Origin of the sequence: Aeribacillus sp. FSL M8-0254 (genome assembly GCF_038008845.1) — a bacterium.
GTDB lineage: Bacteria > Bacillota > Bacilli > Bacillales > Aeribacillaceae > Aeribacillus > Aeribacillus composti.
This window is the reverse complement of sequence record NZ_JBBOZY010000001.1, coordinates 258,459-284,243: the sequence shown is the minus strand read 5'-3', so window position 1 is coordinate 284,243 and position 25,785 is coordinate 258,459. Positions and strand designations below refer to the sequence as shown.

Genomic DNA, 25,785 nt, shown 5'->3' with positions numbered 1-25,785 from the left:
CATTGTGTAGTCTATATTGTATGAAAATTAAAGCAGCTAATATTTAGATTCGTTCAAAATGTTCAATGTCACTCCATCACCAAAAATATCTCCATTGATCAACAATTCTTCCCATTGCCGAATCAGCCAATATACCGATAAAAATCGCAAACACGATGGAAAATATAGCAACATAGATAATAAATGAGTATAAAGGATCTATTCCTTTTGAATATTTCGTTAGCAGTACACTTATCAAATAATATGGAATTAAAACGATCGCAAGCAAAAGTGAAATGCTCAGCACGATGTTTCCATAAACATGGGATTTTAACAAAACTAGCAATAACGCGATAAGCGAAACAATGATCGCGGTGGTAAGATGTGCTCCATATATAGCTGTTACCTCTTGAAAAGATGCACTTGATCCAAACAATTTATTAACAATGAACATACACAATAACACGAGCGCAACAATAAGAAAAACAAATATAAAAACATTAAAAAATACCGAAACATACGAAGGTCCATCATAAAACTCATTTATCAGTCCTTGAGTACCATGAATGGCTGATTTAAATAGATTGCGGACAAAAACGCTAACCGTTAACGCAACAATGAACACAAATAAAATAATGCTGATAAAGCCATTCACCCATTCATTTTTTTCTTTACCAAAAATGGATGACGGATGTTTCAAAAAATGAACAAAATAACTTCCATACACTTTCGACTGCTTTTTAACCTTTTCTACATGTTCATTCATTTGTGTGGAAGCTGCTTGGCCATAAGACGGTTGGGGATTTCTGTTAATTGAAACCTGATCCCCGCCGCCTCCCGCTGTTTCTTGTAGATTTGGATCATTATTCAATTTTGCCCCGCATTTCCCACAAAAATTTCCTTTTTCTTGTTCATTTCCACATTGATGACAAATCATTTTCCTCTATTGTTCCTCCTCTATTGATTGGTATAACATGGGCAGCCGCCTACAATCGGCTTGCCCAAACATTGAATGAAGGTCTTCTACGAATTTAATTGAATCACTGTTCCTTTGTATTCATCCAATTTTCGATCAGTGTTTTATGCTCCTTGCTTCCAACTGTTTCTTTCGCATATTGCGGATCAACGATCGGATTTTGAATAGTGGATAATTTATGCATTAGCACTCTTGTCACCGCTTCGTTGATGCGTTTTTCTTGAATTTTTCCGTCTTTCACTGCTTTCACTAAGCCATTATAAACCTCCACTTGATGCTCATATTCATGGCAAACGAGCAGCAAATCCGCTCCGGCATTAATCGCTTCGATTGCCATATCTTCATATGAATAATATTTATTTACTGCGCCCATTTCAAGATCATCCGTGACAACAATTCCTTTATACCCCAGCTTTTCCCGAAGCAGCTTTTGAATCATAACAGAAGATAAACTTGCTGGTTTGCTAGGATCATAACTTGGATATTTAATGTGAGTCATCATAATGAAAAATTGATTGTGATCTGTATTTTCAATGAGCTTTTTAAATGGATAAATATCGGAATTCTCTAAATCCAATTTGTCCGCTTTTACAGAAGAAGTGTCAATATGCGGATCAACACTGCTTCTTCCGTTGCCGGGAAAATGCTTGAGCGTTGCTGTAATCTTCGCTTCATGCAATCCTTGAACCACTTTTGCACCATACGTATAGACCGCTTCCGGATTTGTACCAAAAGATCGGCTGTCAGTCTCTGACAAATCCAAAACGGGTGCAAAATTTAGATGAAATCCCATGGCAGCCAATTCCCTTCCGTTCAGAAGAGCAATATCGTACACCGCTTTTTCATTTGCAGCTTGCCCTAGCTTCTGTTGGGATGGGATGGGAGACACTTTTTCTCTCATCCGCAAAATGTCTCCCCCTTCTTGGTCCACTCCGATCATAAGCGGCACTCCAAACCGCTTTTTCAGCGCGAGCCTTTGCAAAGAATTATTTAATTGCGCAACTTGTTCCGGAGTCTCCATGTTGCGGTCAAACAAAATGACAGAACCGATATGTTTGTTTACGATTAAATCGGTTATTTCCTCGTCTTTTTCCGTGCTTTTAAAGCCCACCATCAAAAGCTGGCCGACCTTCTCGCCCAAAGACATATCATCCACTATTCTAGCTGCTTTTTCTTCGACCGTTTCTTCTTTCTTATCGTTTTTTTCTTCTTGCAAAGCTGCAACATTACCCGCTTCTTTTACTTCCGGTTCTTCATGCTGGTCTTGAATCTTTGTTTTTTGATTTTCCTGAAAGAGCGGCAATTTCGGGATTGATATAATGGCAAAAATACTCAAAATAAATATGGCGAAAATGAGAAGCAAAGATTTCCATTTCATTCCGTTCTAGTATTTAGCTTTTTAATTTCAGGCGTTGCTAATTTCCAGCCGTCTGATTCCTTCACTAAATACCATTTCCCTCCCCATTCTTGTACTAATGTGGAGCCGTCGTCCTGTTTGTCATAAGAAGTTAATTGAAAACTCACTGTCGCTTGATCATTTTCTATACTTTCCACACTTACATTCGTAACTTCATTTTTAAAATTGTTTTTTAGCCCTTTAGACCATTTTTCATAGCTAATTTTACTGCGACGGCTTGAGGAAAACATTGCATATGCCGATTCGTAGTCACCGCTTGAAATACTAGTATAATGGCTCATAATCACATTTTCGATCTCCGATTGTTCATCATGATAGTCTTTTAATGAATCTCCAACATCTTCGAAATCTTCCATTGGAATTTCTTGTTCAAATAATAGATCAATCGTTTCCCCGGCTTCTTTAATTGTCTTTTTATTGCTTTTCAACGTACCATCAGCAGTTTTGATTTCGGCATGAAGCGTCATCGAACCGTCTGTTGCAACTGGCCCAAACTCTTCTACATCCGAAATTTTTAAACCTGTGCTCTTTCCATTGACGAATAAAGTGGCATCTTCAATATTTGAATATAAATATACATAATCTCCAGTTAAATCAAAATTTATGTACACTTTATTTTCTTCAGCATCACTTGGCGAAACTTCTTCCACTTGCTTTACGTCTGCGTATTCTCCTTTGTATACTGCTTGCACTTTATGATTGATTGGCAAAAACGGCCCGTAAGTCCGTTCTTCGTCTTTTTTTATAGGTTCATATTTTTTCCCATCTATGTAAATATGGCCATCATGATTCGCCGTTACGACAATATATAAATTTTTAGGTATGAGTGCATAATAATCAAAAAATAACCATTTTTTTCCTAATTTATTGATCGAAATATCTGCATCCGTATGCTCAGGAAATGCCCCTTTTTCATAAATAACCGCTTCTTCATGCAAGCTATTTTTCAGTTCAGAAAATTCCGATGGGTTCATTTGATAATAGTCAATTAATTGCTTGGCCACTTTTTCATCTATTTTTATATCCGATTGCTTCGAGTTTAGTAAATGAGCCACTTTTTTTGCATCATGATTGTTGACAGCTAGAATAAAATTTTCCACAAGTTTTGCCGGTTTATAGATCGATTTTACAATAAAAAATGAACTTGCAATTACTAAAATTAATAGAACTCCAATACTCGCAAAAATCTTAGATTTTTTCGTTGCCAGCACCGGTCTTCTTGATCTTGATCCCTCCCCTGCCGTCATTACATTTTGTGATTCTACGACTTTCGCGCCGCAATTCGTACAAAATGTTTGATTTTCTTCTAATTGGTGTCCGCATTGTTGACAATAGTTCAATCATATCACCTGCTTTCTTCATAAATTTCAAGGAAATTATACCATTTCATAAGGCTTTTGATAGATTTTCTGAATAATTAGACATTAAAACAAACAGCACTCTTCTTAGAGGTTTTTCAAACATTTTTTAAGCTTCTATCAATCGGAGTGGAGACTTTGAACAAAAGGGTGTTATATGCCCCTTTTTTCATTAAGTATAGGAAAACCCCCGACTGAGTTGAAATTCATACATTTTACTTATATAAGGAATTTTGTTATAATATTTATTAGCAACCAGTAGGTTTGAGTGCTAACAATATACGCCACTTTCATTTTTCATTCATCCATCTGTTATGAACTTCATAATCATAGACTAATGGAGGGATGACAAATGAAAACATTACTGTTAGCTGGTGGTTTAGGAACACGTTTACGCCCATTAACTGAAAATTTGCCGAAACCGATGGCACCCATTGCTAACCGGCCATGGCTCGAACACCTCATCACTTATCTTCGCGATCAAGGAATCAACCAATTCGTAATAGCCTCACACCACTGTTCAGATGTCATAAAAAATTACTTCGGAGACGGCAAACGTTTCGGTGTAGACATTGAGTACTCTGATGAAACACATCAAATGGGAACAGCAGGAGCTATCAAAAATGCTGAAAGATTTTTGAAGGAAAGATTTCTTGTTGTAAATGCCGACATTGTTCACTTGCCAAACTTGATTCCTCTTCTTGAATTTCACGAACAAAGCGGCGGGATCGCCACAATTGCACTGACGGAAGTAGATGACCCTTCTTCTTACGGTGTCGTTCAACTGGACGATTCCAGCCGGATTTTGCGTTTTGTTGAAAAGCCTCGTCGTGAAGAAGCACCATCAAATTTGATCAATGCTGGTTTGTACATTCTTGAACCAGAAGTAATGCGCTACATTCCAGCAGGACGTGAAGTTTCTATCGAACGTGAAACATTTCCCACCCTTATTCAAAAAAGCAAAAATGTATACGGAAAAATAAGCAGCGGTTACTGGTTTGATATGGGAACACCAGAACGTTACCGGAAAATTCATTGGGACGTTCTTGAAAATCGGAACCCGTTGCCTACTCGCGGAAATCAAGTTCAACCGGGCGTTTGGTTAGGAAAAGACACCAAAATCGGATCTGCCGTCCGCTTTATCCCTCCTGTTTTAATCGGGGATAATGTCGAGGTAGGCGATCAGTCAGTAATTGGTCCGTTTGCAGTGATTGGTGATCATTGCCGCATTGGCTCCAAAGTACATTTTTCAAACTCTATTCTTTGGGATCAATCAAGCATAAGCGATAATATTCGTGTCAACAACAGTATTATGGCTTACAAGACATTCTTAAATGAAGGTAAAGTGTACGACAACTTGATCTTGAACCAATATGAGAGGGTGATGCAAGCATGAGTCGAATTGCATATGTCAGCACATATCCTCCCCGCCGCTGCGGTATTGCTACCTTCACTGAACATGTATTTACAAACGTAAGCGCTGCTGGCAAACGCGGTAATCGTGACCCAATCATTGTACTTTATAATGAAAATGATGACAGAAATGTATATGAAAATAATCCGAGATTTTGGCCTTTGCCAATGCAAGATCGTTCAGCTTATGTGAAGATGGCCAAACGGGTCAATCGAAGCGATATTTCTGTTGTAGTTTTGCAGCATGAATTCGGCATTTTCGGCGGTGAAGCGGGAGAGTACATAGTCGACTTTGTACGCGCATTAAATAAACCGCTCGTCACGACGTTTCACACGATTTTCTCTGATCCTAAGCCGCCATATCGGCAAGTCCAGCAGGAAATCGCCGATTTAAGCGACGCTATAGTCGTCATGAACCGCAAGGCTGTCTCTTATTTAGTCCGAGCGTATAATTTGCCCGAAAATAAAATTATCTACATTCCACATGGATCGCCTAAACCTCGAGATAACGAGCGGGATCAGCTTCGCCGCCAGCTGGGATTTGAAGGCAGAAAAGTATTGCTTACATTTGGATTACTGAATCGCGGCAAAGGAATCGAGTCTCTAATTTCAGCCCTCCCAGAAGTTGTCCGTGAAGTACCGGAAACGTTATATATTATCGCGGGACAAACGCATCCTGAAGTGAAAAAGCGGGAAGGAGAATCATACCGTGAAGAGCTGCAAAACATGATTCGTCAGCTCGGATTAGAAGAGAATGTCCGAATGATTGACCGTTACTTTAATGAAGAGGAGCTCGTCTCCTACTTAACAGCGTGTGATCTATATGTAACTCCTTATCCGGGCTTGCAGCAAATCACAAGCGGAACGCTGGCTTATGCCGTCGGAATAGGCCGTCCGATTCTCTCCACGCCATACGAACATGCGCAAGATTTATTAAAAGGCTGTGAAGAACTGCTTCTTCCGTATGGCGACATCAAAGCATGGGAACAGCGATTAAAAAAGCTATTAATGGATGACAATGCATTACACCAATGGGAAAATCGAATTCGGCAGATTGGAAAGGCAACCCATTGGCCAACTGTCGGGATGCAATATTTGAAGCTGTTTGCCAAAATCGGCGAAATGGACTTGGATGAGAAGGGTGTGAAAGAGCCGAACGAAAGCGTGGTGAAACACGTTGCCCCAACCAAATATTAATTTTGATCATTTGGAACGTTTAACTGACGATACAGGGTTGATCGAGCATTGCCTCGGCCGGATTCCGCGCCGTAAAGAAGGATATTCAACAGACGACAATGCGCGCGCCCTTTGGCTATGTATTGAATGGATAGAGCTTCTTCAAGATGAACCGTCTGAATTGAAGAGACTCTACGGAATGCTTGATCGGTATTTAGCCTTTTTGCTTTGGGCTCAAAGGGATGATGGATGGTTTCATAATAACTTTTATTATGACCGAACACCTGAATCGGAAACTCGTTCTGAAGATTGTCTTGGTCGATCAGTTTGGGCAGTGACAATAGCCTATTTAAAACTTAATGACAATGCCCGCCGCTATGTGGCAGCAGAAATTTTGCGCAATGCCCTTTCTGCATGCCGCAAGCTTCGTTTTGCCCGCAGCCAAGCATGGGTGCTGGCCAGCTGCAGCAAACTGCTCATGGAAAAGAAAAACAGCATTTCCTCTCTTGGAATAGCAGAAGATGAACTTAAACAATTGGCAGAGACATGCGAACATAATTTATTAACAGCATACAAAGAGCACCGAACGGAAGATTGGCATTGGTTCGAAAAACAAATGACATATGCCAATGGAATTTTGCCTTGGGGATTATTTTTATCCTATCGATACAACCGTCGCAATGAAACATTGCGAATTGCCAAAGAGAGTCTTGATTTTCTCATCGAAAAGATGGGCGGATTCAACAGCTCCTCCATTCGTCCAATCGGCAACCGGGGTTGGTGCAGCCGCCACAATCGCGCCGACTGGGATCAGCAGCCCATCGATGTTATGAAACTAGCTTTAGCTGCAAACGAAGCTTATCATATTTTGGATGATTCTGCTTACTTACAAGTTGTGCTGCGCTGCCGAGACTGGTTTTATGGCGGGAATGACCATCACATTCCTTTAGTCGATCCTAGCGATGGCAGCTGCTGTGACGGTTTGAACTCCGATGGCCCTAACCAAAATCGGGGCGCGGAATCAACACTTTCCTATTTAATGACTGAAGCTTTAGCACATCTGCTAAAATTGGAAGTATTCGAAAAGATTTAATAAAAAATCTTTTTTTCAGTTGTTCAAAAAAGTGCATCCGCCTTTTCCTCTATTCTTCGGACGATATGGCGATTGCATTGGGGAGATCATCATCTCCCTAATTTTTTTGCTGCTTTCTTTTCCTCCAAGTTATTTCCTCGAGCTGGATCTGAAAACGTAAATGAATTTTTTGTTATTCCACAACCTTTTGCAATTTTTTTAAAATGTTCATCCAGCCATGATTCATCCGTTCACGAACAACAGAGCTTTTTCATTTACTTTAGGCAGCACATCGTCAGGATGCTTCCATCCGCTGTGAATAAGAGTAAATTCACCTGAATCCGTGATGAATTGAAATCGACTTTGATTTTGTTGTAATTTTGATGGATTGATAATCCATAAAACCCTTTTTATGCTTATGACCTATGTCATCTCTATTTCCGAAAATGGAACAAATCTCTTTTTTAGGTATACGAACCAAAAAAATAGACAAAAAAGCACAGGGAGTGACGTTGGACATCAGTGCCCGAACATTCGTTCGTTATCTTGCCTCTCTCCATTTCTGATAGACGTTCAGTAGGGGCTCGCTATAGCCACTCCTTCGCGTCAGTTTCATCCAGATCTGTCGTGATCGACGGACGAGTCGCCCTGCCATCGTGATCACCGTCTGAATAATCGTCTTGATGCGGCGGCGTTTCACTTTGTGGTGCAACGGATGTCTCGGATCGCTTAATAGATCTTGTCCAATCAGACGAAGAAGATTGTAAACGAAGGCTCCCATGACCAACACGAGCGCATTCGTTTTCATCTTCCCAGATGGAAGCCGCTCTAAATCTAAGTCGCTCTTCAGTTCGCTATGAAACTGTTCGCATGTCGCATGGTCATGATACAACGCGAGCACATCGCTCATTCGAACATGCTCGTATCCTTTGAGCCGCACCCAATAGCTTTCCACTTCATAATCAGGAACGAGCATCAGCTGTCCATTGCGTTCCATCGTCCGTTCCGTCACTTGGGTGACTTGAACGTACGTATACGTGTTTCCATCGATCGCTGCCTTCTGTGGAAGGCATAGCTCATAGGTTTGTACTCCTTCGCTTTGTCCATCATCGACACGTTTGCCCTTTTGCGAAGCGATCTGGAACCAAAGCGCTTTCGATTCTCGGCGTAAGTTTCGCTTGATGACAAAGTCCACGTCTTCCTTTAGGCATACGTGCACATTCGCTTCTGCATCGTTTCCTGCATCCATGCGAACAAGCAGACGAGATGAAGTCAGTTGACGAGCTCGACGGATAGCGGTGACTAAAAACGAGGGCATGTTGTCTTGCACATGTTGTTTCCCTGGACGCAACTCGGCATGAACGAGATACCCTTCCTTCCCTGCATACGCAAACAACGGTGTAAAACCGTCAAATCCTTTATACGTTCGACTGACTCCTTCTTTTTTCGTATCGGAGTTGTCAAATGGGGAACCATCTATATCAAGGGGAAGCCATGTCGTCTTTCCTTTGGTCCAACAAGGGGACAAAGTGGCATGTCGTTGAATCAACAGACGTATGGACTCCTCCCAAAGAATCGTTTCGGTCATCGGAAGACAAGCGAGCTGATCGAGTCGTTGTCGCAAGGTTGGAGAGGAAGGCACGTGCTGAATCCCCATCGATGCCGAAAAGATATCGTCCTGACGATACGCTTCGATATGATCGAAATCCGTTTTTCCTGTGGCAAGCAAGCCAATCATCGAGCGAATGACATCGCTATGGGAAATGTGCACTTCTCGACGAACCGTTGGAAGCCGAAGTGCGTTTACCCGTTTATCCAGTTTCGTTCGATGGAGTAAGTAGCCAACGAGAGCAAGCCCAGCACTTGGGGTAATCGCTTCATCTGTCAATACAAACCGAATCGGGAAATCTTTCATCACATCACCTACTTGATGAAGAATCGTCAACGTCGTTTTCCCTTATCGTATCAACGGTTTGCGACCATTGTAAAGATGTTTTGTCACGGATTCAGGTAAATTCAGTTTTATCCCCTAAATCCTTCAAAATAAATGAAACAACCCAGCCTTCTGTATCCCATGTGAAAGAGAGGCGGTAAGGCGGTTCAAGTTCTACCACTTTACATGGGGACGGCCCGAAAGGAGATTGCAGATGGAATTCATGTCCCAGCTTTGGCGGAAAATCATTTGATTTGGCATGAACCATGACGCAATCCCCTCTGACGTAGCCGCCGCCTCCCAAACTTTTTCAATTGAGGCTTCTAATACAATTGATTGATGAATGTCTTGTAATGGATTTTGATGATTTTTTTCCATAGTCTTGCTCCTTTTTACATCATTTAGTTTCAAATTATATGAAACCACAAGGTATTATGTCAAATGCACTGACTCATGAAATAGAAATTCTTAGATATAAATAAAAAAAACCGTTCCGAACTAGAACGGTTCTGTACCTTTGTAAACGCTGTCATTTTTTACATCAGTTTCAAAGGATCATAAAAACAAATCTTTATTAATGGGCAAATTATTTTTCTCGCAATAAGTTAAGTAATGATCGATAAACCAAAATACATCTACCGTTTCAATGATACGGTCTTGATCATCGAGAAATTCAAGCGATCCGTTTAAATGAAACACAGTTTCCATCCCTTCGTCGGAAACGAGTGTATGTGTCCTGCCCGGACTTTCGCGAATAAAATCTCCCGGTTTTGCGATCCAGTCGTATTCTTTGTAGTACCAGCTTCCTTTAACTACATAACCAGTGACAGGACCGCGGTGGCGATGCCTGCCAAGCGTGCCGCCCGATCCAACCCGAAGAACATTGACGGAAGTATTGCTGCGAATATCAAAAGACAAATGGCGTATCCAGACGTTTTCTACAAACGGGACCCATGGCGAAGTTTCTAAAGAAGAATGGATATAACCTTCAGAAAGCGCAAATTGGTCTCGCCTCACATCTATTCTTTTTTCCACCTGTACATAATGATCCACAATATCCCCCGCACCTTTTTATTTTTCTTTTAAAACAAGGTGTAAAAATTCACTAAATGTATATGATTTCTTCATCCAAATATGACAAATTCTTTTTAGTCTAGAAGAAGGAAGGTACTGCTAAAATTTTCAACAATTAACATATTTGGCTATAATCTAATATGAATAAAAATTATTCATTTTTACCATTTCATTTAGTTCATTTTCTCCCCTGCTTTATGGGCATATGCAAAAATAAAGATCAAAACAGAGGTGAAAGCAAAAATGTTGTGCGGATTTCTTTAGCTGAACAGTCTGCAGCAGGAATTGAACAAACATCTGCCGCATCCGAACAGACGAACAGCTCGATGGAGGATATTTCAGTAAATTCCATGAAGTTGGCAAATCTGTCAGAAGAGCTCAACGGGTTCGTTCAACAGTTTAAACTATCTAACTAATTTCTAATACCAATTATTTCAAGCTGGTCGAATACGTTTCATGCGAATGGCATGCCAAAATACAATAGAGTAGGGTAACCTCTTTCAAGGCTACCCCCTCATCAAACCGTACGTGCCCTATTAAGGCATACGGCTTACCAATGTGTTACAATTAATACGTCGCTAACCTTTGCGCATATTGCATTTTACGGACACGGTCAGGAGTGTAAAACTCTTGACCCTCTTCTTTCGCTCTTTGTTTACGTCTTTCGAGTTCTTTTCGTTGTTTTTCTTTCATACGTTGAATGTAATTTTCTAAAGTAAATCCATAAATTTTATGATAGTAATACCAATATGCTGGTATTAAACCTATCCTCGCAAAGAATTCATTATTCCATTTTGTTTTCATAAGATGTCCTTTTCTTTGATTTGGATGACTGTGTATCATGGCAACTCTTAACCTTTTTCGTATGTAACCATCTATCGCTAATAACTCTTTTCCAAATGCTTGAAAGAAGCAAGAACTTTTAAATCCAAATTGTGCATTTGCCTTAATTGCTTCATAGATCGTCAGAAAATAGTTTACCTTGCCTCGAATGATTGGATTAACCTGCCCAAGCCATTTCTCTTTGCTGAGTGTGAGTGTTTTCCTTGTCTTTGCTTTTATTTTCTGACGAAAATCTTTCCAAGTTGCATCTTTTGGTTTAGCGATATAGTATGGTTTACCATCCTTTTTGCGTTTTCGCCAATGTTCAAATGTAAACCCTATGAAGTCAAAATCGTCATTATTGAAATCTACAAATTTCGTTTTCTCCGATGAGAGTTCAAGACCGAGTTCCGCTAGTTTCTCTTTCGTGACTTCTGCAGCTTTCTTGATGTCTTCCTCTGTTTTAGCAAACACCAGGAAATCGTCTGCGTATCTGACAAATCGAAAATTGTGCTCAGCCCACATCCAATCAAGCTCATTTAGATAGATATTGGCAAGTAGTGGAGAAATGACACCCCCTTGGGGTGTTCCTGAAGCTGTTGCATGGTATTTTCCTTCCTCCATGTATCCAGCTTTTAACCATTTCCAAATCATGTCTAATACCGTTCCATCCGCAATGTATTTGTTTAACACTCTCATTAAGTTCTTATGCGGAATATTGTCGAAGAAGCCTTTGATATCTGCATCATAAATGTAGTTATATCCTTGTTCGATATTAGCCATGATTATTTGTAGGACGCGCTTCGCGCCTAGATTTGGTCTATAACCACATGACCATTTATGGAAAAAGCCATTTTCGAATTTCGGTTGTAGCACATCTACTAGAGCTTGTTGGACAATTCGGTCTTCAATGTTAGGGATTCCTAAAGGTCTAAGTTTGCCGTTCTTCTTTGGAATGTAATGTCTTCTTACTGGGGAAGGTTTATATTCTTTTCTTCTTAACTTTTGTAAAAGTGAGTTTAGATTCTCATCTAAGTTATATCGATAGCTGTCTATCGTTTCACCATCGATACCGCCAGACCCACCGTTCGCTTCTACCTTATCCCAGGCTGCTTTTAATTTCCTGTCAAAGAGAATTTGTCCATAAATACTATGCCATTTTAAAGTTAACGCACGGTTCATTGCATATTCCACACCTTTCATTGTGTACATTCAGTTCGTTTTTACCGCAGTATCGTTTCCTGTTCGCATTACACACCTTTACAGATGTAGAGCCACAAGGTCGTTCCCCTTCCGTTCATACTTGGTTTGGTCCAAATACTACTTCCGTACTATGGGAACGTCTGACTTCTCCATTCACATTCATCATTTCGGATTGCCCTTATAGATGGATGTCCCTAAGGTAGAATGGAGACCTCACGGGGTCATCGTACCTTCCTTATAAGCATACCCAGCACCATCACTTGATAAGCCATCTCTATTCAGCTGATTTATCGAACAGAGACCACTACTCTCAGTAGAGGACTTCCCATTATTTCCGCATGGTCGTCAACTTACCCTGCCGCTGTGCTTCACGCTTATGCATTTGGGTCTGCCTAACCGACTACGGGTCTCTCGACTTTCCGCATCTCCTTCAGACACCACCTCACGATGATGCCCTAGATTAGTCTTCACTGGTTGTATCAGCACTCCAGTGGAAGGACTTTCACCTTCGAGAAAAAAATGAGTCTTCCAGGTTATTCAGAGCCGTGTTTACCATAGGTATCGTGCTCCAGCCTTTAACGACTCATTCAGTGTAGAATCCCTACACAAAGTACGACTGCCCGTCGCACGAAAAAGGACAGCCTTTGATTAAAGAGGCTGTCCAAAAATCCGTAAACGCCCAAACGATCGCGCTTTATTTTCCTTGTACGACGGCTTCAATTGAACTTCGGCGCCAGCAAATGATCCAATTCCCCCACTGTTTAAAAAAGTTACGGGTTGGGATCAATTTTCCCAATGAGAATAGATTTTTACAAGCCAATTCATCTTTTCACTTCGGTCTAAAAAAGGTGATAAATAACAACAGTTCTTAGCGTTAACTAGACGACTTGGATTTGGCCAGTTTCGTATTTTTCAATGACTTGTTTTGCCAAAAGACAGTAATAAAAAGTGTAAACACTAATAAAATGCATCCTAAAATGAAAGGATACAAAATTTGAATATCATATAATATTCCCGCCAACATCGGCCCCAATATATTTCCTATACTCATATAGGCGTTGTTTAACCCCATGGCAAAGCCTTGTTCATTTCCAGCCATCTTTGAAATAAGAGTGTTCAAAACAGGACGCAAGATGGATGTTGCAAGAAAAATCAAGAGGGTGATGACAAAAAACAGAGAATAGCTGTCGGCAAACAATGAAAGGAAAAATCCAATTGCAACTACGCCTAAAAAGAAATTTAAAACGGCTCCTTCCCCAAAGCGGCCGACAAGCTTATCGACCACAAACAACTGCACAATCACACTTATCAGTCCAGTTAATGTAACCATCCAAGCAATTTCTTGCGGTGTTGCCCCAAACTGATCATCCATATATAACCCGATGACAGATTCATAAGCCATTAAACCAAAGCTCATAACAAGAGTAATAATCAACAGCATAAAATACGGCTTATGAGCGGACGAAACCAATTTTTTTAACATCGGCTCATCATTGATTTGCGTTTTTTGTTCCGGGGTATGTTGTTGTTCAACACTTTCTTTTAAAACTGTTAATGAAAAAATAACAGCAGCTAAAGAGACGATCGTTGCAACAAGAAAAGGCATTTTCAACCCAAAATCAGCAAAGAAACCGCCAACCCCTGGTCCTATTACAATCCCAAGCGACATGGCTGCTGATATGAAACTGTTGCCTTTAGCCCGCTGCTCAATTGTCGTAATATCGGCAATATAAGCAAAAATAGCGGGTACCAGAAGCGCGGAGCCTATCCCTCCGACTACACGCGAAGCGTACAGCCACCAAATGGAATCAAATGCGTAAAAGATAAACATAGAAACAGTTAAACCGATTAATCCTAAAACAATCATTTTTTTCCGTCCATACTGATCTGTCCATTTCCCTGCAATTGGAGAAAACACAAGCTGGGCTCCTGCAAATATTGCGACCATTAAACCAGCTGCCGTACCGCCTTGACCAATGGACTCCAAATAAGCAGGCAATATAGGGATAATAATGCCAAAGCTTCCAATAGTTATAAACATGTTAATCATTAAAATAATCATTTTTCTCCACTGAGACATTGACATAGTGAGTACCTACGCTTTCTTCCGGTCTATTTCAAGCACATAGAAAACCTGCTATTCCGTTTTCTGGACAGCAGGTTTATTCTACAGGCATACTGCGGTGATTTGTATTTAGCATTTTCAAACACATACTAATCCTATCCAGAAAATATATTCGCTTCCTTAAAAATGCAGCTTAAAGATAGAATTAGTTAGTCATATCCAAACCATCATCCTTCCGCTTTTTTACAGATTTATAATATCTTATAACATCAAACAAATCAAATAAAAATTTAAATTCAATGCAGGCAACATAATGTTGAAAAGGAAAAAAACAGAAATCCCGACCGAGAGCCTGAGGAAAAAATCTGGGCGACGAAGAAGAAACTCGGCATAGACGGGACGAATGAAAGCAAAATGATGTGCCATCAACATAAAAACTAACGTATGATGTAATCAATACAGGCATTTAAACTTAGCAGACACACTATCCGGCATGCTTTAAGATCCGCTGTCTTTCATTCTACTTGAAGTAAAATGTATTCGCTTAGAATTTGAAGATCCGGCGAAAACTCAAAAGGACAAAATACATGTGGTTATGCATGATTCAAACTTTTTCCTCGTTTTGTTCGGGGGCTGCCTATGATAATTCATTTGATGAAATAAAATCCACTGAAATTGATTCATTTGAAACGAATTTTTAGCACATAAAAAACTCCCTCAAAGTTGTGAGAGAGTTTAACCCCTTAAACAAACGTTTGATTAAAACCCTGCATGACTTAAAGTCCCAGCAAACTTACCTCCATAAACAGCGCTCTCATCAAATTTTGTATTTGGTCAATATTATCGTTTCATGGGCATGTTTGGACAATTTTATTATCGACATTTAAAATGAATATCCTGTACATGTTTTCATCTTCATCAAACGTTTAGATGCCCCACGATGAACACCTCCTAATTTAGAGCCTGCCTTAATCTAAAAATGCCTTCCGCAATTTCTTCTTTTGTTAAATTTCCGTATCCTAAAATAATTTTGTTTTGATGGATTCCTTTTTGAATAGCATGAACTTCTACAGGATAAATTTTCACTTTATGCTTCTTCATTATGTCATTTACTACTTGATCTAAAAACACGATGTTTTGAAATTCTGCGACTAAATGCAAACCGGTGGAATCTCCAAAAATTTTAACTGTGTCGCCAAATTGTTCAATCAAACATTTTTTTACATGGTCACGACGCGCTTTATATATTTTTTTCATTTTCCTGATGTGGCGCTCTAAATGCCTTTCATCAATGAAACGGGCAAGCGTCAGCTGCTCCAATGACGGGGTATGGAGATCTGTAAACCATTTTAAGTCCTGACAGCGTTTAATTAATGCCGGCGGAAGTATTAAATATCCCAGCCTTAAAGCCGGCGATAATATTTTGCTGAAGGTTCCGATGTATATCACTCTGTTTGGGTCAAGTCCTTGAAGGGAATGAATCGGCGCCCCTTGATGACGAAATTCGCTGTCATAATCATCCTCAACAATATAGCAATCAACTTTTCTAGCAAATTGAATTAACTGGATTCGCCGCTGTATTGGCAGTGTTCCTCCAAGTGGAAATTGGTGGGACGGTGTAACAAATATAAAGCTCGGTTTTCTATCCGAAGGAAGCAAATCCATTTTCATCCCCTGTTCGTCAACAGGAACAGGACAAATGACCGCACCGGATAAAGAAAAAATGGTTTGAATTTCTTTTGTAATAGGATCTTCAACAATTACTTCATCTCCCGGTGAAAGAAGCAATTTTGCTAGAAGAGAAAAGGCTTGTGTTGCTCCAGAAGTTATCACTAGTTGATCTGGGTGACATTCCACTCCTCTCGTTCTCTTTAAATATTGAGACAAAACATAACGAAGCTCGATTCTGCCTTCGGGATTATCATAACCCAAAATAGAATGGGCAGTTTCTGCACAAACTTGTTTAGCCATTTGCCCCCATTTTTGTCTTGGAAACATATTTAAAGCTGGGATGCCTGAACGAAAATCTATGATATCGTTAATTTCTTCTTTTATTTGCTGCCTTTCTAAAAACGATTGACTATCCGTTTTTTCCTGCTGATGCAAGTATGCTCCTTCAGCTACAAATGTTCCGGAACCTGGCCGTGTTTCGATATATCCTTCTGCCAGCAATTGCTCATAAGCTTCTAAAATGACATTTCTTGAAACCCCTAAATTGGAAGCTAATTCACGAGTAGGCGGAAGACACTCTCCAGCCGCAAGCTCGCCGTTCAATATTTTTGTTCGAATTTGCTCGTAAACTTGCCGTATTAAAGGGACGTCCAGCGTCCGATCAATCGATAGCCAAAGCATGCTTGCCCTCCTATTGCAAATTGGTACTATAAAAATTTATAAAAATTGACTATTATTCTACCATTTTAACATGATCGTTTTAAAAGGATATGATTGGAAAATAAGTATATACTGGGAAAAAGATTGGGTGGCTAGCCTTACGGACATCCTGTATCAAAAGGCTAATAAGCGTGAAACTTGTATCAATAATAAACAGCTCTTGCACCAATACAAGCTGTTATGAAATCTTTATATTAAATTTTCAAAAAATTATAACAAAATGACAATTTATTTCTTACTTCGACATTATCGCTATGCTAAATTTTAAACAGTTATATTTTATTCCAATAATGACCATTTTTAAATGGAAGGAGATGGGATTATGGAGAAGCAAAAAAAACAGTGGGAGCCGACAGCTATCAAGGAACTGAAAAAGCCAGCAGGCACCTCGATTGTGAAAGCGGCTGGATGTATGAGCTGCTGGGCCTCAAAAAGTATCTCGATGACTAGAGTCTGCTGGCTCCCACATCCGGCAATGCGCCTGCTATAACCATTATATTCAAAAGGATTGCAATGGAGCAGTTTTTTAACTGCTCCCTAAAGTAAAGGAGGATTTTATGTCAAAACTGTTAGAAACGGCAACTAACACTTCACCAGAATTTGCGATCCACTTCCAACCTCATGGGGCCATTTTGCTTGACAGAAAAAGCATGTTCTATTTTAGACTTAGCGGCAGGGGAACAGAATTAGCTTTAATGCTTGCCAAAAATAACAGTGTTCAAAAAACGGCAAGAATTTGGGAGATTCTTTCAAAAGAAAAGGTAAGTGAGGAAGAATTAAATAACGAGCTAGATTCACATCCATTTACATCAGCGTGGAAAAAAGGCCTGCTAAATCACCCTTTGATGATCACCGGATCTACAGAGTACTATTTGCCAATCAGCTGCACCCTTCAATTAACAAATATGTGCAATTTGAAGTGTCCTTTCTGTTATGCAAGCTCAGGAAAACCGTATCCAGATGAACTATCATCTTCCCAATGGATAAAAGTGTTGCAAAAACTCGCATCTCACGGTGTAGCTGACATCACCATTACAGGCGGAGAAGCAAAGCTAACAAAAAATTTCTTGAAAATCATTGCCACAGCCAGTTCTTTATTTACGAACGTCAACCTTTTTAGCAATGGCCTAAATTGGCGCGACGATGAGATTGAACTGATCAGCCACTTGGGAAATGTCAGTGTCCAAATAAGTATAGATGGAAACAGCAGCACCCATGACAAGTTAAGAGGGAGAGAAGGAGGATTTTCCGAAAGCTTGAAAAATGCCGAACGTTTTGCTCAATCATCGGTTCCCGTCCTCATTGCTATGACTGTTAACCAACTCAACTACAAAGAAGTTTATGAAGTAATCGAAAAATCGGTGGAAGTTGGCGCAGTTGTATTTCGTGCGGGTCAAACTATTCCCGTAGGCAGAGCATCTGAATATCAAGACATGACAAGCGAAATGAAGGAGAAAGTAAAGCAGCAGTTGGCAGACGCCAAAAAAAGATGGAGTGATCAAATCATTATTATGGATTGGGAAGACCACCATCAAAATGATAGTCTTACAGATTTCTGCACGCCGGGATTTTTGTCATGGTATATTCGTGCGGATGGACAAGTTACACCTTGTCAAATTGAAGATACATCCCTTGGAAACGTCTTAAAAAACAGCATGCAGGAGATCGGTTCACCGGAAAGGCTAATGCAAGCGAAGCGACTTGCTAAACAATGTAGATGTATAGGAAAGATAGAATTACCTGAAGCCGATTTGCCTTTTACCATTCAAAAAGAAGCTGAGGTTAAACCATGATGACGACCATCATCCATTTATTATGGATCATCCTTCCTATTGCAGGAACCTTTCTGTTTTACAAATTCAAACCAAAAACGTACGAATCGCTATTATTACATAAAAAAGAAGCTCGGGAATTGGCAGTGCAATTCATTAAACGGTATTCCGGCATTGATGTATCAGATTGGGATTTTTACGCGATGTATTGGTACGACCGAAATACCGTCAATATGCTGCATCACCTAGGATTGTTAAACAAAGTTCGCCATATTTTATATCATTGGGGTTTAGTCGAATCATGGAGAATTAGATTCGTTCGAGAAAACCGATCAATCATCATTGGCATCAATTCAAATGGAGAAATTACGTTTTACACCGCGAACCTGTCAAAGAAAGAAATGGCGAAACATAAAGGCGCTTTTTCCTCTCCGGAACAATTAAAAAAAGAGCTTGCCGTCTCAGATAATGGATTATGGGCTGCATCTCAATTCACAGGTGCAGGCAGAAAAGAAGAAGACTTGGAAAATATTGAAACGTACTGGTATATTGCCGAATCTCAACCAGTAAGAATGAAAATAACGGTTGAAATCCATAACGGGCAAATATTCTATATCGGTTCAGAACAAGAGATATTGACAGAAGACATCGAAACAGCGGTTAAGAAAGAGCAAATGGAATCTACCTTAAATATGACGGGAGTATTAGCGTCATGCCTGGCCGTTATTGCAGCGATCATCATCCTTATCAACCTTCGCCAAAATGCCGGCATCACTGCAAGCATCTTGCTGGGGGCGGTTCTATTCTTTTGTAACATCATAACAATAAAAGAAGACATTCAACTGAGCATCGTCAATACTTATGATTCCCGCCTCAGCATAAAAACGGTTTATGCTCTTGGAATCTTATCGGCAATTTTAGCAGGATTGGCCACAGGTTTCGTCGTATATATATGTTCATTGGCAGGGCACTCTTTGAGTAATGTTCTCCAAATAGCTTTTTTTGATAATGCTGTATGGCAGTTTTTCGTCGGCTTAAGTGTCGGCATCGGCTGCTTAGGTTTTTTTTCAGCAATTTTTTCATGGCTGGAAGAGAAAAATTGGCTGCGAATTTCTCCCGAGTTGTCCAATCGTACCATTTACTTGTCAGGCTTTACATTTAAACAAGGATTAAGCATCGGCCTGCAAAGCTCCATTGCAGAGGAAACAGTCTACCGTTTGTTGATCATTCCGACGATATGGTGGTTGAGCGGCAATTGGGCTTTGGCGATCATCATTTCCTCCATTCTATGGGCCATTATGCACCAAGGAACAGGATTTCATCCCAGATGGATCAGATGGATCCAATTAGTGATCTTTGGCATTATACTGGGATTCTTTTTCATCCAGTTCGGTTTTCTGTCCTCCTTAACCATTCATTTTATTTATAATTTTATTCTTGTCATGAAGCCGCTTTGGGATTACACTTTCCAGAAAAAATTGAAGGCCAGTGAAACCTTCAAACAACCCTCAGTATAACAATGGAGGAGAGGCATGAAGATCATCCAAGTAACCAATTTGAAGAAAAAATATCGTAACGGTGATGGTGTAGAAGATATAACTTTTTCCGTTCATTCAGGAGAAATCGTAGCCTTATTAGGGCCAAACGGAGCAGGTAAAACAACAACCATTAGGTGTCTCGCTGGATTATACACCCCTGATGATGGGACGATCAAAATTGCGGGGCATTCCCCTGGTACGGTTGAAGCGCAGCAATCCGCTTCGCTAATTCCGGATCACCCATATTTGTACCCTACCTTAACCGTAGCGGAACATTTGCAATTTCGCGCCAGAGCCTTCAAAGTTGAAAAAAAAGACCTTCAAAAAAAAGTTTATGAAGCTTTAAAAGCGGTAAATATTGAATCGTTGGCGGATCGATTAAGCGGGCAATTGTCAAGGGGACAAAAGCAAAGGGTTATTTTGGCTGGCGCCATTATACAAAACGCTTCTATATATATATTGGATGAACCAACAATCGGTTTGGATATTTCTTCCAAACAATGGCTTGCCAACTGGCTTGTCCGTAAATCAAAACATCATTGCGCCATTCTCATATCCACCCACAGCCTCGAATTTGTATTGGAAACGGCTAATAGAGTGTTATTAATTCGAGAAGGCCGTATTGTAAAAGAAATGGCCGTACCAAAAAACAACGAAGAATATCCAGCCTGGAAGCAAGAAGTCATACGCAGTTTAGGGGATTGGTCAAATGATTAATATTTGGTCATTTTTGTTCCTTCAAGCGAAAAGAGAAATCGATAGCCAAAAACACGGGATAAAATTCTTTCTGTTCATTTTTGTTTTATTTATATGGTTTTTTCTATTTCAACTTGAATGGGGGGCTAATTCCAGAAGTTGGGACATTGCCTATACAGGATGGATTTGCTCAGGAATTTTTATTGTCATGACCATTTTTGGGCTGCTTTCCAACCGCATACCTGGGCTCATGCAAGACGTCATATGGCTTTATACCGCCCCTTATTCTTTCACTAAAATCGTTTATTCCATATTATTATGGCGATTGTCTTGGAAAGGGTTGCTCTGTCTTCTCTCAGGAATCACAGCTGATGCCGTTTATTTTTTGGCAGGAAATCCTTTTGGCCGGTTAACAGCACAATCAATCCGATTACTTTGTCTCATTGTTTTATTAGAATCATGGATAATGGCTATGTCCTGTGCCAGAACTGTAAAAGGAACAAAAATTGCTTTCTCCTTTGTTGCCTTCATTCTCACCGTTATATATGGTATTGCTCTCTATGGTTCTTTTTTTCAAGCCAATGAATTGATTTGGCAGAAGTATATTAGCTACCATATCGGCTTTATCGGCTATTTATTTACAAACAGCTTTTTGCTGCAAGGGTTTCTTGCCTTTCTAATCATGATCGCCCTTTCGTTCATGATTATTCGAATAACAACGAAAAAATCGGAATGCAAAGAAAAATTGGTAAAAGAAGCTGATTTTTGGGCGGAGTTTCAAGATCATCAAACCGATTTTTTTAAAAACAGCCTGAAAGAGATGCACACATGGTGGGGGCTGAAAGGATTAAACGGTATTTTTTCTTTCCTTTGGCTCGAAATATTGCTTGCCAAGAAATACATTTTTTTTCATGCTACTCATTTGTTTGTTCTTCTCATCTTAGTTCCCGTTTTCATTGCAAAAAACATTTATTGGTTTTATATTTTGGTCGTTTTAACAATCGGAGCTTTTTTCAGCAGTTCCTACTATTCAGGATTAATTAGACATGCAAAGTCTGGAGATCTTTTTTTGCTGCCGGGAAAACTATGGAAAAAAGCATTGCTGCTGGAAGGCTCGAATACCGCTTGGATCTTTCTATTTTATCTTTATTGCGTGGGTATGTGGCATTTCCATTTCAACACTGCTTTTACAGATTTCCTTTCATTTAGTTTGTACGGGCTTGGAGGATACATGCTCATGCTTTCCATCCGCTGGGCGGCATTTGTTAGAACATATAAAAAAGACCCCTCTCTCAGCCTGATTTCATACTATAAAAATTTTGCTTTCATTTGTATGGGGAGCACCCTTTGTTACATCCTTTTGTTTTTTCTTTTCAAAAACCTTCTTTTCTATTGGCTGCCGCTTTTCATGATCGTGTTAAGCACGATTTTATTCTTATCTTTCTATCAATATGAACGTTGAATCAGAAGGGATTTAATACTTTTTCTTAAGGAGATGAATTTTCATGAGTTCAAATGAAATAATCTCTCAAGCCTTGACGAAACTAAAAAGCAGCGATGAAGCAACGGTATTTCAAGGAGTGAAAGAACTAAAAAAAACTGGAAAAGCCGCTGTCCCAATACTCATAAAAGCTTTAAAAGATGAGAAATCCCTCCGAATGATTTCATCCGTTGTGCTGGGGGAATTTGGTGCAGATGCAAAGGAAGCAGTTCCCGAACTCGCTTCGCTTTTAAAAGATGACGACGAAGATATAAGAATGTCAGCTGCTTTATCCTTAATGAGAATCGGACATCACAGTCTGAACGCCCTCGTTGAAGTTGCACGAAATACAGAAGGAAAACCGCGTTTTTGGGCATCATGGGCAATCTCCTTGATCGATCCGTCTAAAATTGAACCTCTTATGTTGAAGTGTCTAAAAGAAGAACTGGATAAGCCGTCCGGAATGGTCAGTCCTTTTGCCGCGGAGGAAGCAATTGGAAAAATTATCGCTATGCAACTAAAGGATCAATGAGGAGGAACAGCACATGGATTTAATACAAACAATGACAAAAGACTTGCCGTGGCTGAACGTTCCAAAAAACGGACATGATTTCCCATCATCCAATCGGCTTTTGTTTTATTTTTGGTCAATTAGCTGCCCGTATTGCAGTGAATTAACGGATCAGTTATTAGAAGAAACAGTTAATCTTGAAACCTTTCATGTCATTGCCGTTCATGTACCTTATACAGCTGAAGAGAAAGCGTTGGAGCTTGTGAAAACACGAGTAGAGGAAAAAAAGATTACAATTCCTGTAGTTTTAGATCAAAACTATGCAATCGCACAATCTTTTGGTATTCAAGGAATCCCTGCTTTTTGCCTAGTCAATCAACAAATGAAGAAAGAATTATTAACAATGGGAGAGGAAGGTTTTCACAAAATGATGAAAAAAATTAAACAGCTAAAGTAAAGTCTTACCGCTTTTTTCATTTAAAGACAGAATCGACGTCTGCTCTTTCATACTGTAGTAAAAATCAAAAGGCTTTCTCGAAAAGGACATTTTTTTCCTTTTGAGATAGCCTTTTGATAGCAAATGAATATTTTCAAGATAGTCCTATAAAATATTTAAGCCCACCACATCTCGCTAACTTCTTCTTTAAATAGAATTTCTTTTAATAAGCCCACTGATTTACTTAACCCCTCATCTATGGATGCAAGCATATCTTCATGTTCAATTGACATGACATAATCATATCCTACTGCACGCAAGGCACTGACAATATCCTTCCAAACCTTTTCACTATGGCCATAACCGACTGATCTGAACGTCCATGACCGATCTAAAATTTTACTGTAATGCTTTGTATCCAATACACCGTTCACGCGAATATTCGCTCTATCTAAATATGTGTCTTTTGCATGGAAATGAAAGATGGCATTTTCACGCCCCAGCTTTTTAATAGCTTCCACCGGATCAATGCCTTGCCATACTAGATGACTTGGGTCGAAGTTAGCACCAATGCTAGGTCCCACATGCTCTCTTAGCTTTAATAAAGTCTCCGGATTATACACGACAAACCCGGGATGCATCTCAAATGCAATTTGATTTACTCCGTGTGATTCTGCAAATTTTGCCTCTTCTTTCCAATAAGGTATCACGACTTCATTCCATTGCCAATCTAATACTTCTAAATATTCCGGAGGCCAAGAACATGTCACCCAATTCGGATACTTCGCGTTCGGGTGATCACCGGGGCACCCAGAAAAGCCGTTAATTACAGGTACTTCTAAACGTTCAGCCAACAACACCGTTTTTCTCCATACTTCATGAGATTCTTCTGCAAACTTTTTGTTAGGATGAAGCGGGTTCCCATGACAACTTAACGCACTAATTGTTAATCCTCTACTTTCTATCGCACGTCGAAACTCTTTTATTTTCCCCTCATTTTCAAGTAGTTCATCCGGGTTACAATGGCTGTTCCCTGGATAATTGCCAGTGCCTAATTCAATGGCTTCTATACCCATTTCACATATTTTATCAAGCATCTCTTCGAAAGATAAATTTTGATACAGTACTGTAAAAACACCTAATTTCATTTAATTACCTCCTGCCCTGTCTGTATTTTCACCCATCTCTTCTCCTCATTGCTTTTTAAAATTGCTTCAATTAACAGCATAATGCGGTGCCCATCTTCTATAGTGGCAAAAGACGTTGAGGAGGAGTTCGGATACATTTTGACTGCTTCGTAAAAATCGATAAATAAATTTTTCAAACCGTCCGGCCAACCTTCTTGATGTCCGCCAGGATAGTGTGTAATCGATGCAGGGAAAGATGATAATAAAGAAGGATCTCGTACAAGCTCCTTATTTGCATCATCACGACTGCCAATCCACAATTTATTTGGATCCTCTTGATTCCAATAAAGAGTTCCTGATTTTGCAGCGATTTCAAATGTCAGACAATTTTTCCTGCCGGCATTGACCTGTGATACGACAAAAACACCATGAGTGCCATCTTCAAAATGGACCATTACACTGCCGCAATCTTCACTATCCACTTGTATTTCTTCAAACGCATCCTGTCCTTTACTTTGAAACGTTTCGACTTCTCCAACTGGTCTTTTACGTACAGGATGGACAGTTTTTAAATCTGCAAACACTTCTACAATTTTTTTATTAAGAACATATTGGACGGTATCACACCAATGGGATCCAATATCAGCTATTGCACGGGATTTCCCATTTCTTTTCGTATCTAAGCGCCAATTGTAATCTGTATCGTACAAAAGCCAATCCTGAAGGTAAGATCCATGTACAAAATGGACTGATCCATATTCGCCTTTTTGAATAAACTCCCTTGCTTGAGCAACTAACGGATAATGCCGATAGTTAAAGCATACTCCAGCCACTACATTTCTTGATTTAGCCAACTCCACTAACTCACGCGATTCCTCACTTGTCATTGCTAACGGCTTTTCTGATAGTAAATGCTTATCAGACTCTAAAACTTTTTTATTGATGCTATAGTGAAGATAGTTCGGTGTGCAATTGTGAATGGCATTAATCTCCGGATCACTAATTAGTTCATCTACACTCCCATAAAATTTTGGAATCGCAAACTGCTCTGCCGTTTTTTTGGCCTTCTCTAGAGTACTGGCACAAATAGCTGTCACTTCAATGCCATTCAATCGTCTTAAAGCTTCTATATGGGATTTAGCAGAAAAACCCGTTCCAATAATTCCAACTTTGATTACTGACATGCAACAAACCCCTTACTTTGTTATTTTTTAATATTTTCAAAGAAACAGCTGAGAATGATAATTCTTAAGCCTTATTACTTTCTTTCTAACTTTAAATAACGAATTATATTACAAATCTTGCTGCATTAAGACTTTTTTCAGTATTTGCACCCAAGAACATCT

At 39.7% G+C, this 25,785-nt stretch carries 21 protein-coding genes and 1 pseudogene; 11 read left to right on the top strand and 11 right to left on the bottom strand.

The genetic code is table 11. The features are described 5' to 3' along the window. Positions 1-76 precede the first annotated feature (76 nt). The 3 genes from NSQ44_RS01425 to NSQ44_RS01415 all read right to left on the bottom strand — a co-directional run bounded on the left by NSQ44_RS01425 (position 77) and on the right by NSQ44_RS01415 (position 3,712). Positions 77-916, bottom strand: coding sequence for a zinc ribbon domain-containing protein (locus tag NSQ44_RS01425; RefSeq protein WP_340854563.1), 840 nt, complete (start codon positions 914-916; stop codon positions 77-79). A 103-nt stretch (positions 917-1,019) separates the two neighbouring features. Next, entirely contained in the window at positions 1,020-2,333 is a 1,314-nt protein-coding gene (nagZ, locus tag NSQ44_RS01420) for a beta-N-acetylhexosaminidase (protein ID WP_117017021.1), read from the bottom strand. Then, a complete protein-coding gene (locus NSQ44_RS01415) occupies positions 2,330-3,712 on the bottom strand; it encodes a zinc ribbon domain-containing protein (RefSeq protein WP_340854562.1) in 1,383 nt (460 codons plus the stop codon). Before NSQ44_RS01415 ends, nagZ begins: the two co-directional genes overlap by 4 nt. A gap of 370 nt (positions 3,713-4,082) precedes the next feature. Here NSQ44_RS01415 and NSQ44_RS01410 point away from each other — a divergent pair, with 370 nt between their 5' ends. The 3 genes from NSQ44_RS01410 to NSQ44_RS01400 are packed head-to-tail and all read left to right on the top strand — an operon-like array spanning position 4,083 to position 7,412. Beyond that, positions 4,083-5,126, top strand: coding sequence for a sugar phosphate nucleotidyltransferase (locus tag NSQ44_RS01410; protein WP_066250486.1), 1,044 nt, complete (start codon positions 4,083-4,085; stop codon positions 5,124-5,126). Next, on the top strand, positions 5,123-6,340 hold the full coding sequence (locus tag NSQ44_RS01405; RefSeq protein WP_340854559.1) for a glycosyltransferase family 4 protein: 1,218 nt from the start codon (positions 5,123-5,125) through the stop codon (positions 6,338-6,340). The genes NSQ44_RS01410 and NSQ44_RS01405 overlap by 4 nt, the downstream gene beginning before the upstream one ends. Continuing rightward, positions 6,321-7,412, top strand: coding sequence for a glycosyl transferase (locus NSQ44_RS01400; protein WP_340854558.1), 1,092 nt, complete (start codon positions 6,321-6,323; stop codon positions 7,410-7,412). Before NSQ44_RS01405 ends, NSQ44_RS01400 begins: the two co-directional genes overlap by 20 nt. A 520-nt stretch (positions 7,413-7,932) precedes the next feature. Here NSQ44_RS01400 and NSQ44_RS01390 read toward each other — a convergent pair. The 3 genes and pseudogenes from NSQ44_RS01390 to NSQ44_RS01380 all read right to left on the bottom strand — a co-directional run bounded on the left by NSQ44_RS01390 (position 7,933) and on the right by NSQ44_RS01380 (position 10,377). Then, on the bottom strand, positions 7,933-9,306 hold the full coding sequence (locus tag NSQ44_RS01390) for an IS1380-like element ISGsp2 family transposase (RefSeq protein WP_044899598.1): 1,374 nt from the start codon (positions 9,304-9,306) through the stop codon (positions 7,933-7,935). A 94-nt stretch (positions 9,307-9,400) separates the two neighbouring features. Beyond that, positions 9,401-9,702 (bottom strand): annotated as a pseudogene (locus tag NSQ44_RS01385) (SRPBCC family protein); the annotation flags it as partial. A 177-nt stretch (positions 9,703-9,879) separates the two neighbouring features. Then, positions 9,880-10,377 carry a 2,4'-dihydroxyacetophenone dioxygenase family protein gene (locus NSQ44_RS01380; protein ID WP_340854556.1) on the bottom strand — a complete coding sequence of 166 codons (498 nt, stop codon included), beginning with the start codon at positions 10,375-10,377 and terminating at the stop codon, positions 9,880-9,882. 269 nt (positions 10,378-10,646) lie between these two features. On the opposite strand from NSQ44_RS01380, the gene NSQ44_RS01375 reads away from it, so the two are divergent. Continuing rightward, positions 10,647-10,814, top strand: coding sequence for a hypothetical protein (locus NSQ44_RS01375; RefSeq protein ID WP_327856052.1), 168 nt, complete (start codon positions 10,647-10,649; stop codon positions 10,812-10,814). 151 nt (positions 10,815-10,965) lie between these two features. Here the strand turns inward: NSQ44_RS01375 and ltrA are convergent, their stop codons facing one another. The 3 genes from ltrA to pdxR form a co-directional block, all read right to left on the bottom strand. Beyond that, on the bottom strand, positions 10,966-12,423 hold the full coding sequence (gene ltrA, locus NSQ44_RS01370; RefSeq protein WP_232515578.1) for a group II intron reverse transcriptase/maturase: 1,458 nt from the start codon (positions 12,421-12,423) through the stop codon (positions 10,966-10,968). Positions 12,424-13,297: 874 nt separating this feature from the next. Continuing rightward, a complete protein-coding gene (locus NSQ44_RS01365; protein ID WP_066250471.1) occupies positions 13,298-14,509 on the bottom strand; it encodes an MFS transporter in 1,212 nt (403 codons plus the stop codon). 930 nt (positions 14,510-15,439) lie between these two features. Next, entirely contained in the window at positions 15,440-16,840 is a 1,401-nt protein-coding gene (gene pdxR / locus NSQ44_RS01360; protein WP_340854553.1) for a MocR-like pyridoxine biosynthesis transcription factor PdxR, read from the bottom strand. Positions 16,841-17,201: 361 nt separating this feature from the next. On the opposite strand from pdxR, the gene skfA reads away from it, so the two are divergent. The 7 genes from skfA to NSQ44_RS01325 all read left to right on the top strand — a co-directional run bounded on the left by skfA (position 17,202) and on the right by NSQ44_RS01325 (position 23,333). Next, positions 17,202-17,369, top strand: coding sequence for a sporulation killing factor (gene skfA, locus NSQ44_RS01355; protein ID WP_063386524.1), 168 nt, complete (start codon positions 17,202-17,204; stop codon positions 17,367-17,369). Positions 17,370-17,436: 67 nt separating this feature from the next. After that, a complete protein-coding gene (skfB, locus tag NSQ44_RS01350) occupies positions 17,437-18,672 on the top strand; it encodes a sporulation killing factor system radical SAM maturase (protein ID WP_117017014.1) in 1,236 nt (411 codons plus the stop codon). Next, on the top strand, positions 18,669-20,168 hold the full coding sequence (locus NSQ44_RS01345; protein ID WP_340854552.1) for a CPBP family intramembrane glutamic endopeptidase: 1,500 nt from the start codon (positions 18,669-18,671) through the stop codon (positions 20,166-20,168). Before skfB ends, NSQ44_RS01345 begins: the two co-directional genes overlap by 4 nt. Before the next feature lie 15 nt (positions 20,169-20,183). Further along, positions 20,184-20,906 carry an ABC transporter ATP-binding protein gene (locus tag NSQ44_RS01340; protein ID WP_144596901.1) on the top strand — a complete coding sequence of 241 codons (723 nt, stop codon included), beginning with the start codon at positions 20,184-20,186 and terminating at the stop codon, positions 20,904-20,906. Next, on the top strand, positions 20,899-22,347 hold the full coding sequence (skfF, locus tag NSQ44_RS01335) for a sporulation killing factor system integral membrane protein (protein ID WP_340854550.1): 1,449 nt from the start codon (positions 20,899-20,901) through the stop codon (positions 22,345-22,347). Before NSQ44_RS01340 ends, skfF begins: the two co-directional genes overlap by 8 nt. A 43-nt stretch (positions 22,348-22,390) precedes the next feature. Then, on the top strand, positions 22,391-22,897 hold the full coding sequence (locus tag NSQ44_RS01330; RefSeq protein ID WP_063386519.1) for a HEAT repeat domain-containing protein: 507 nt from the start codon (positions 22,391-22,393) through the stop codon (positions 22,895-22,897). Between the two features lie 13 nt (positions 22,898-22,910). Continuing rightward, entirely contained in the window at positions 22,911-23,333 is a 423-nt protein-coding gene (locus NSQ44_RS01325) for a TlpA disulfide reductase family protein (RefSeq protein WP_094244947.1), read from the top strand. Between the two features lie 155 nt (positions 23,334-23,488). On the opposite strand, the gene NSQ44_RS01320 is transcribed toward NSQ44_RS01325, so the two are convergent. Continuing rightward, positions 23,489-24,460: a sugar phosphate isomerase/epimerase family protein gene (locus NSQ44_RS01320; RefSeq protein WP_327848262.1), complete on the bottom strand. Its 972-nt coding sequence runs from the start codon at positions 24,458-24,460 to the stop codon at positions 23,489-23,491. Beyond that, positions 24,457-25,623 carry a Gfo/Idh/MocA family protein gene (locus NSQ44_RS01315; RefSeq protein ID WP_340854548.1) on the bottom strand — a complete coding sequence of 389 codons (1,167 nt, stop codon included), beginning with the start codon at positions 25,621-25,623 and terminating at the stop codon, positions 24,457-24,459. Before NSQ44_RS01315 ends, NSQ44_RS01320 begins: the two co-directional genes overlap by 4 nt. Between the last annotated feature and the right edge of the window lie 162 nt (positions 25,624-25,785).

Bases quoted from the DNA above. Each gene is read 5' to 3' on its own strand.
- skfB (WP_117017014.1), top strand. From the start codon at position 17,437: ATGTCAAAACTGTTAGAAACGGCAACTAACACTTCACCAGAATTTGCG.
- NSQ44_RS01365 (WP_066250471.1), bottom strand. From the start codon at position 14,509: ATGTCAATGTCTCAGTGGAGAAAAATGATTATTTTAATGATTAACATG.
- NSQ44_RS01390 (WP_044899598.1), bottom strand. From the start codon at position 9,306: ATGAAAGATTTCCCGATTCGGTTTGTATTGACAGATGAAGCGATTACC.
- skfF (WP_340854550.1), top strand. From the start codon at position 20,899: ATGATTAATATTTGGTCATTTTTGTTCCTTCAAGCGAAAAGAGAAATC.
- NSQ44_RS01425 (WP_340854563.1), bottom strand. From the start codon at position 916: ATGATTTGTCATCAATGTGGAAATGAACAAGAAAAAGGAAATTTTTGT.
- pdxR (WP_340854553.1), bottom strand. From the start codon at position 16,840: ATGCTTTGGCTATCGATTGATCGGACGCTGGACGTCCCTTTAATACGG.
- NSQ44_RS01405 (WP_340854559.1), top strand. From the start codon at position 5,123: ATGAGTCGAATTGCATATGTCAGCACATATCCTCCCCGCCGCTGCGGT.
- NSQ44_RS01330 (WP_063386519.1), top strand. From the start codon at position 22,391: ATGAGTTCAAATGAAATAATCTCTCAAGCCTTGACGAAACTAAAAAGC.
- NSQ44_RS01345 (WP_340854552.1), top strand. From the start codon at position 18,669: ATGATGACGACCATCATCCATTTATTATGGATCATCCTTCCTATTGCA.
- nagZ (WP_117017021.1), bottom strand. From the start codon at position 2,333: ATGAAATGGAAATCTTTGCTTCTCATTTTCGCCATATTTATTTTGAGT.
- skfA (WP_063386524.1), top strand. From the start codon at position 17,202: ATGGAGAAGCAAAAAAAACAGTGGGAGCCGACAGCTATCAAGGAACTG.
- NSQ44_RS01320 (WP_327848262.1), bottom strand. From the start codon at position 24,460: ATGAAATTAGGTGTTTTTACAGTACTGTATCAAAATTTATCTTTCGAA.
- NSQ44_RS01340 (WP_144596901.1), top strand. From the start codon at position 20,184: ATGAAGATCATCCAAGTAACCAATTTGAAGAAAAAATATCGTAACGGT.
- ltrA (WP_232515578.1), bottom strand. From the start codon at position 12,423: ATGAAAGGTGTGGAATATGCAATGAACCGTGCGTTAACTTTAAAATGG.
- NSQ44_RS01325 (WP_094244947.1), top strand. From the start codon at position 22,911: ATGGATTTAATACAAACAATGACAAAAGACTTGCCGTGGCTGAACGTT.
- NSQ44_RS01410 (WP_066250486.1), top strand. From the start codon at position 4,083: ATGAAAACATTACTGTTAGCTGGTGGTTTAGGAACACGTTTACGCCCA.
- NSQ44_RS01315 (WP_340854548.1), bottom strand. From the start codon at position 25,623: ATGTCAGTAATCAAAGTTGGAATTATTGGAACGGGTTTTTCTGCTAAA.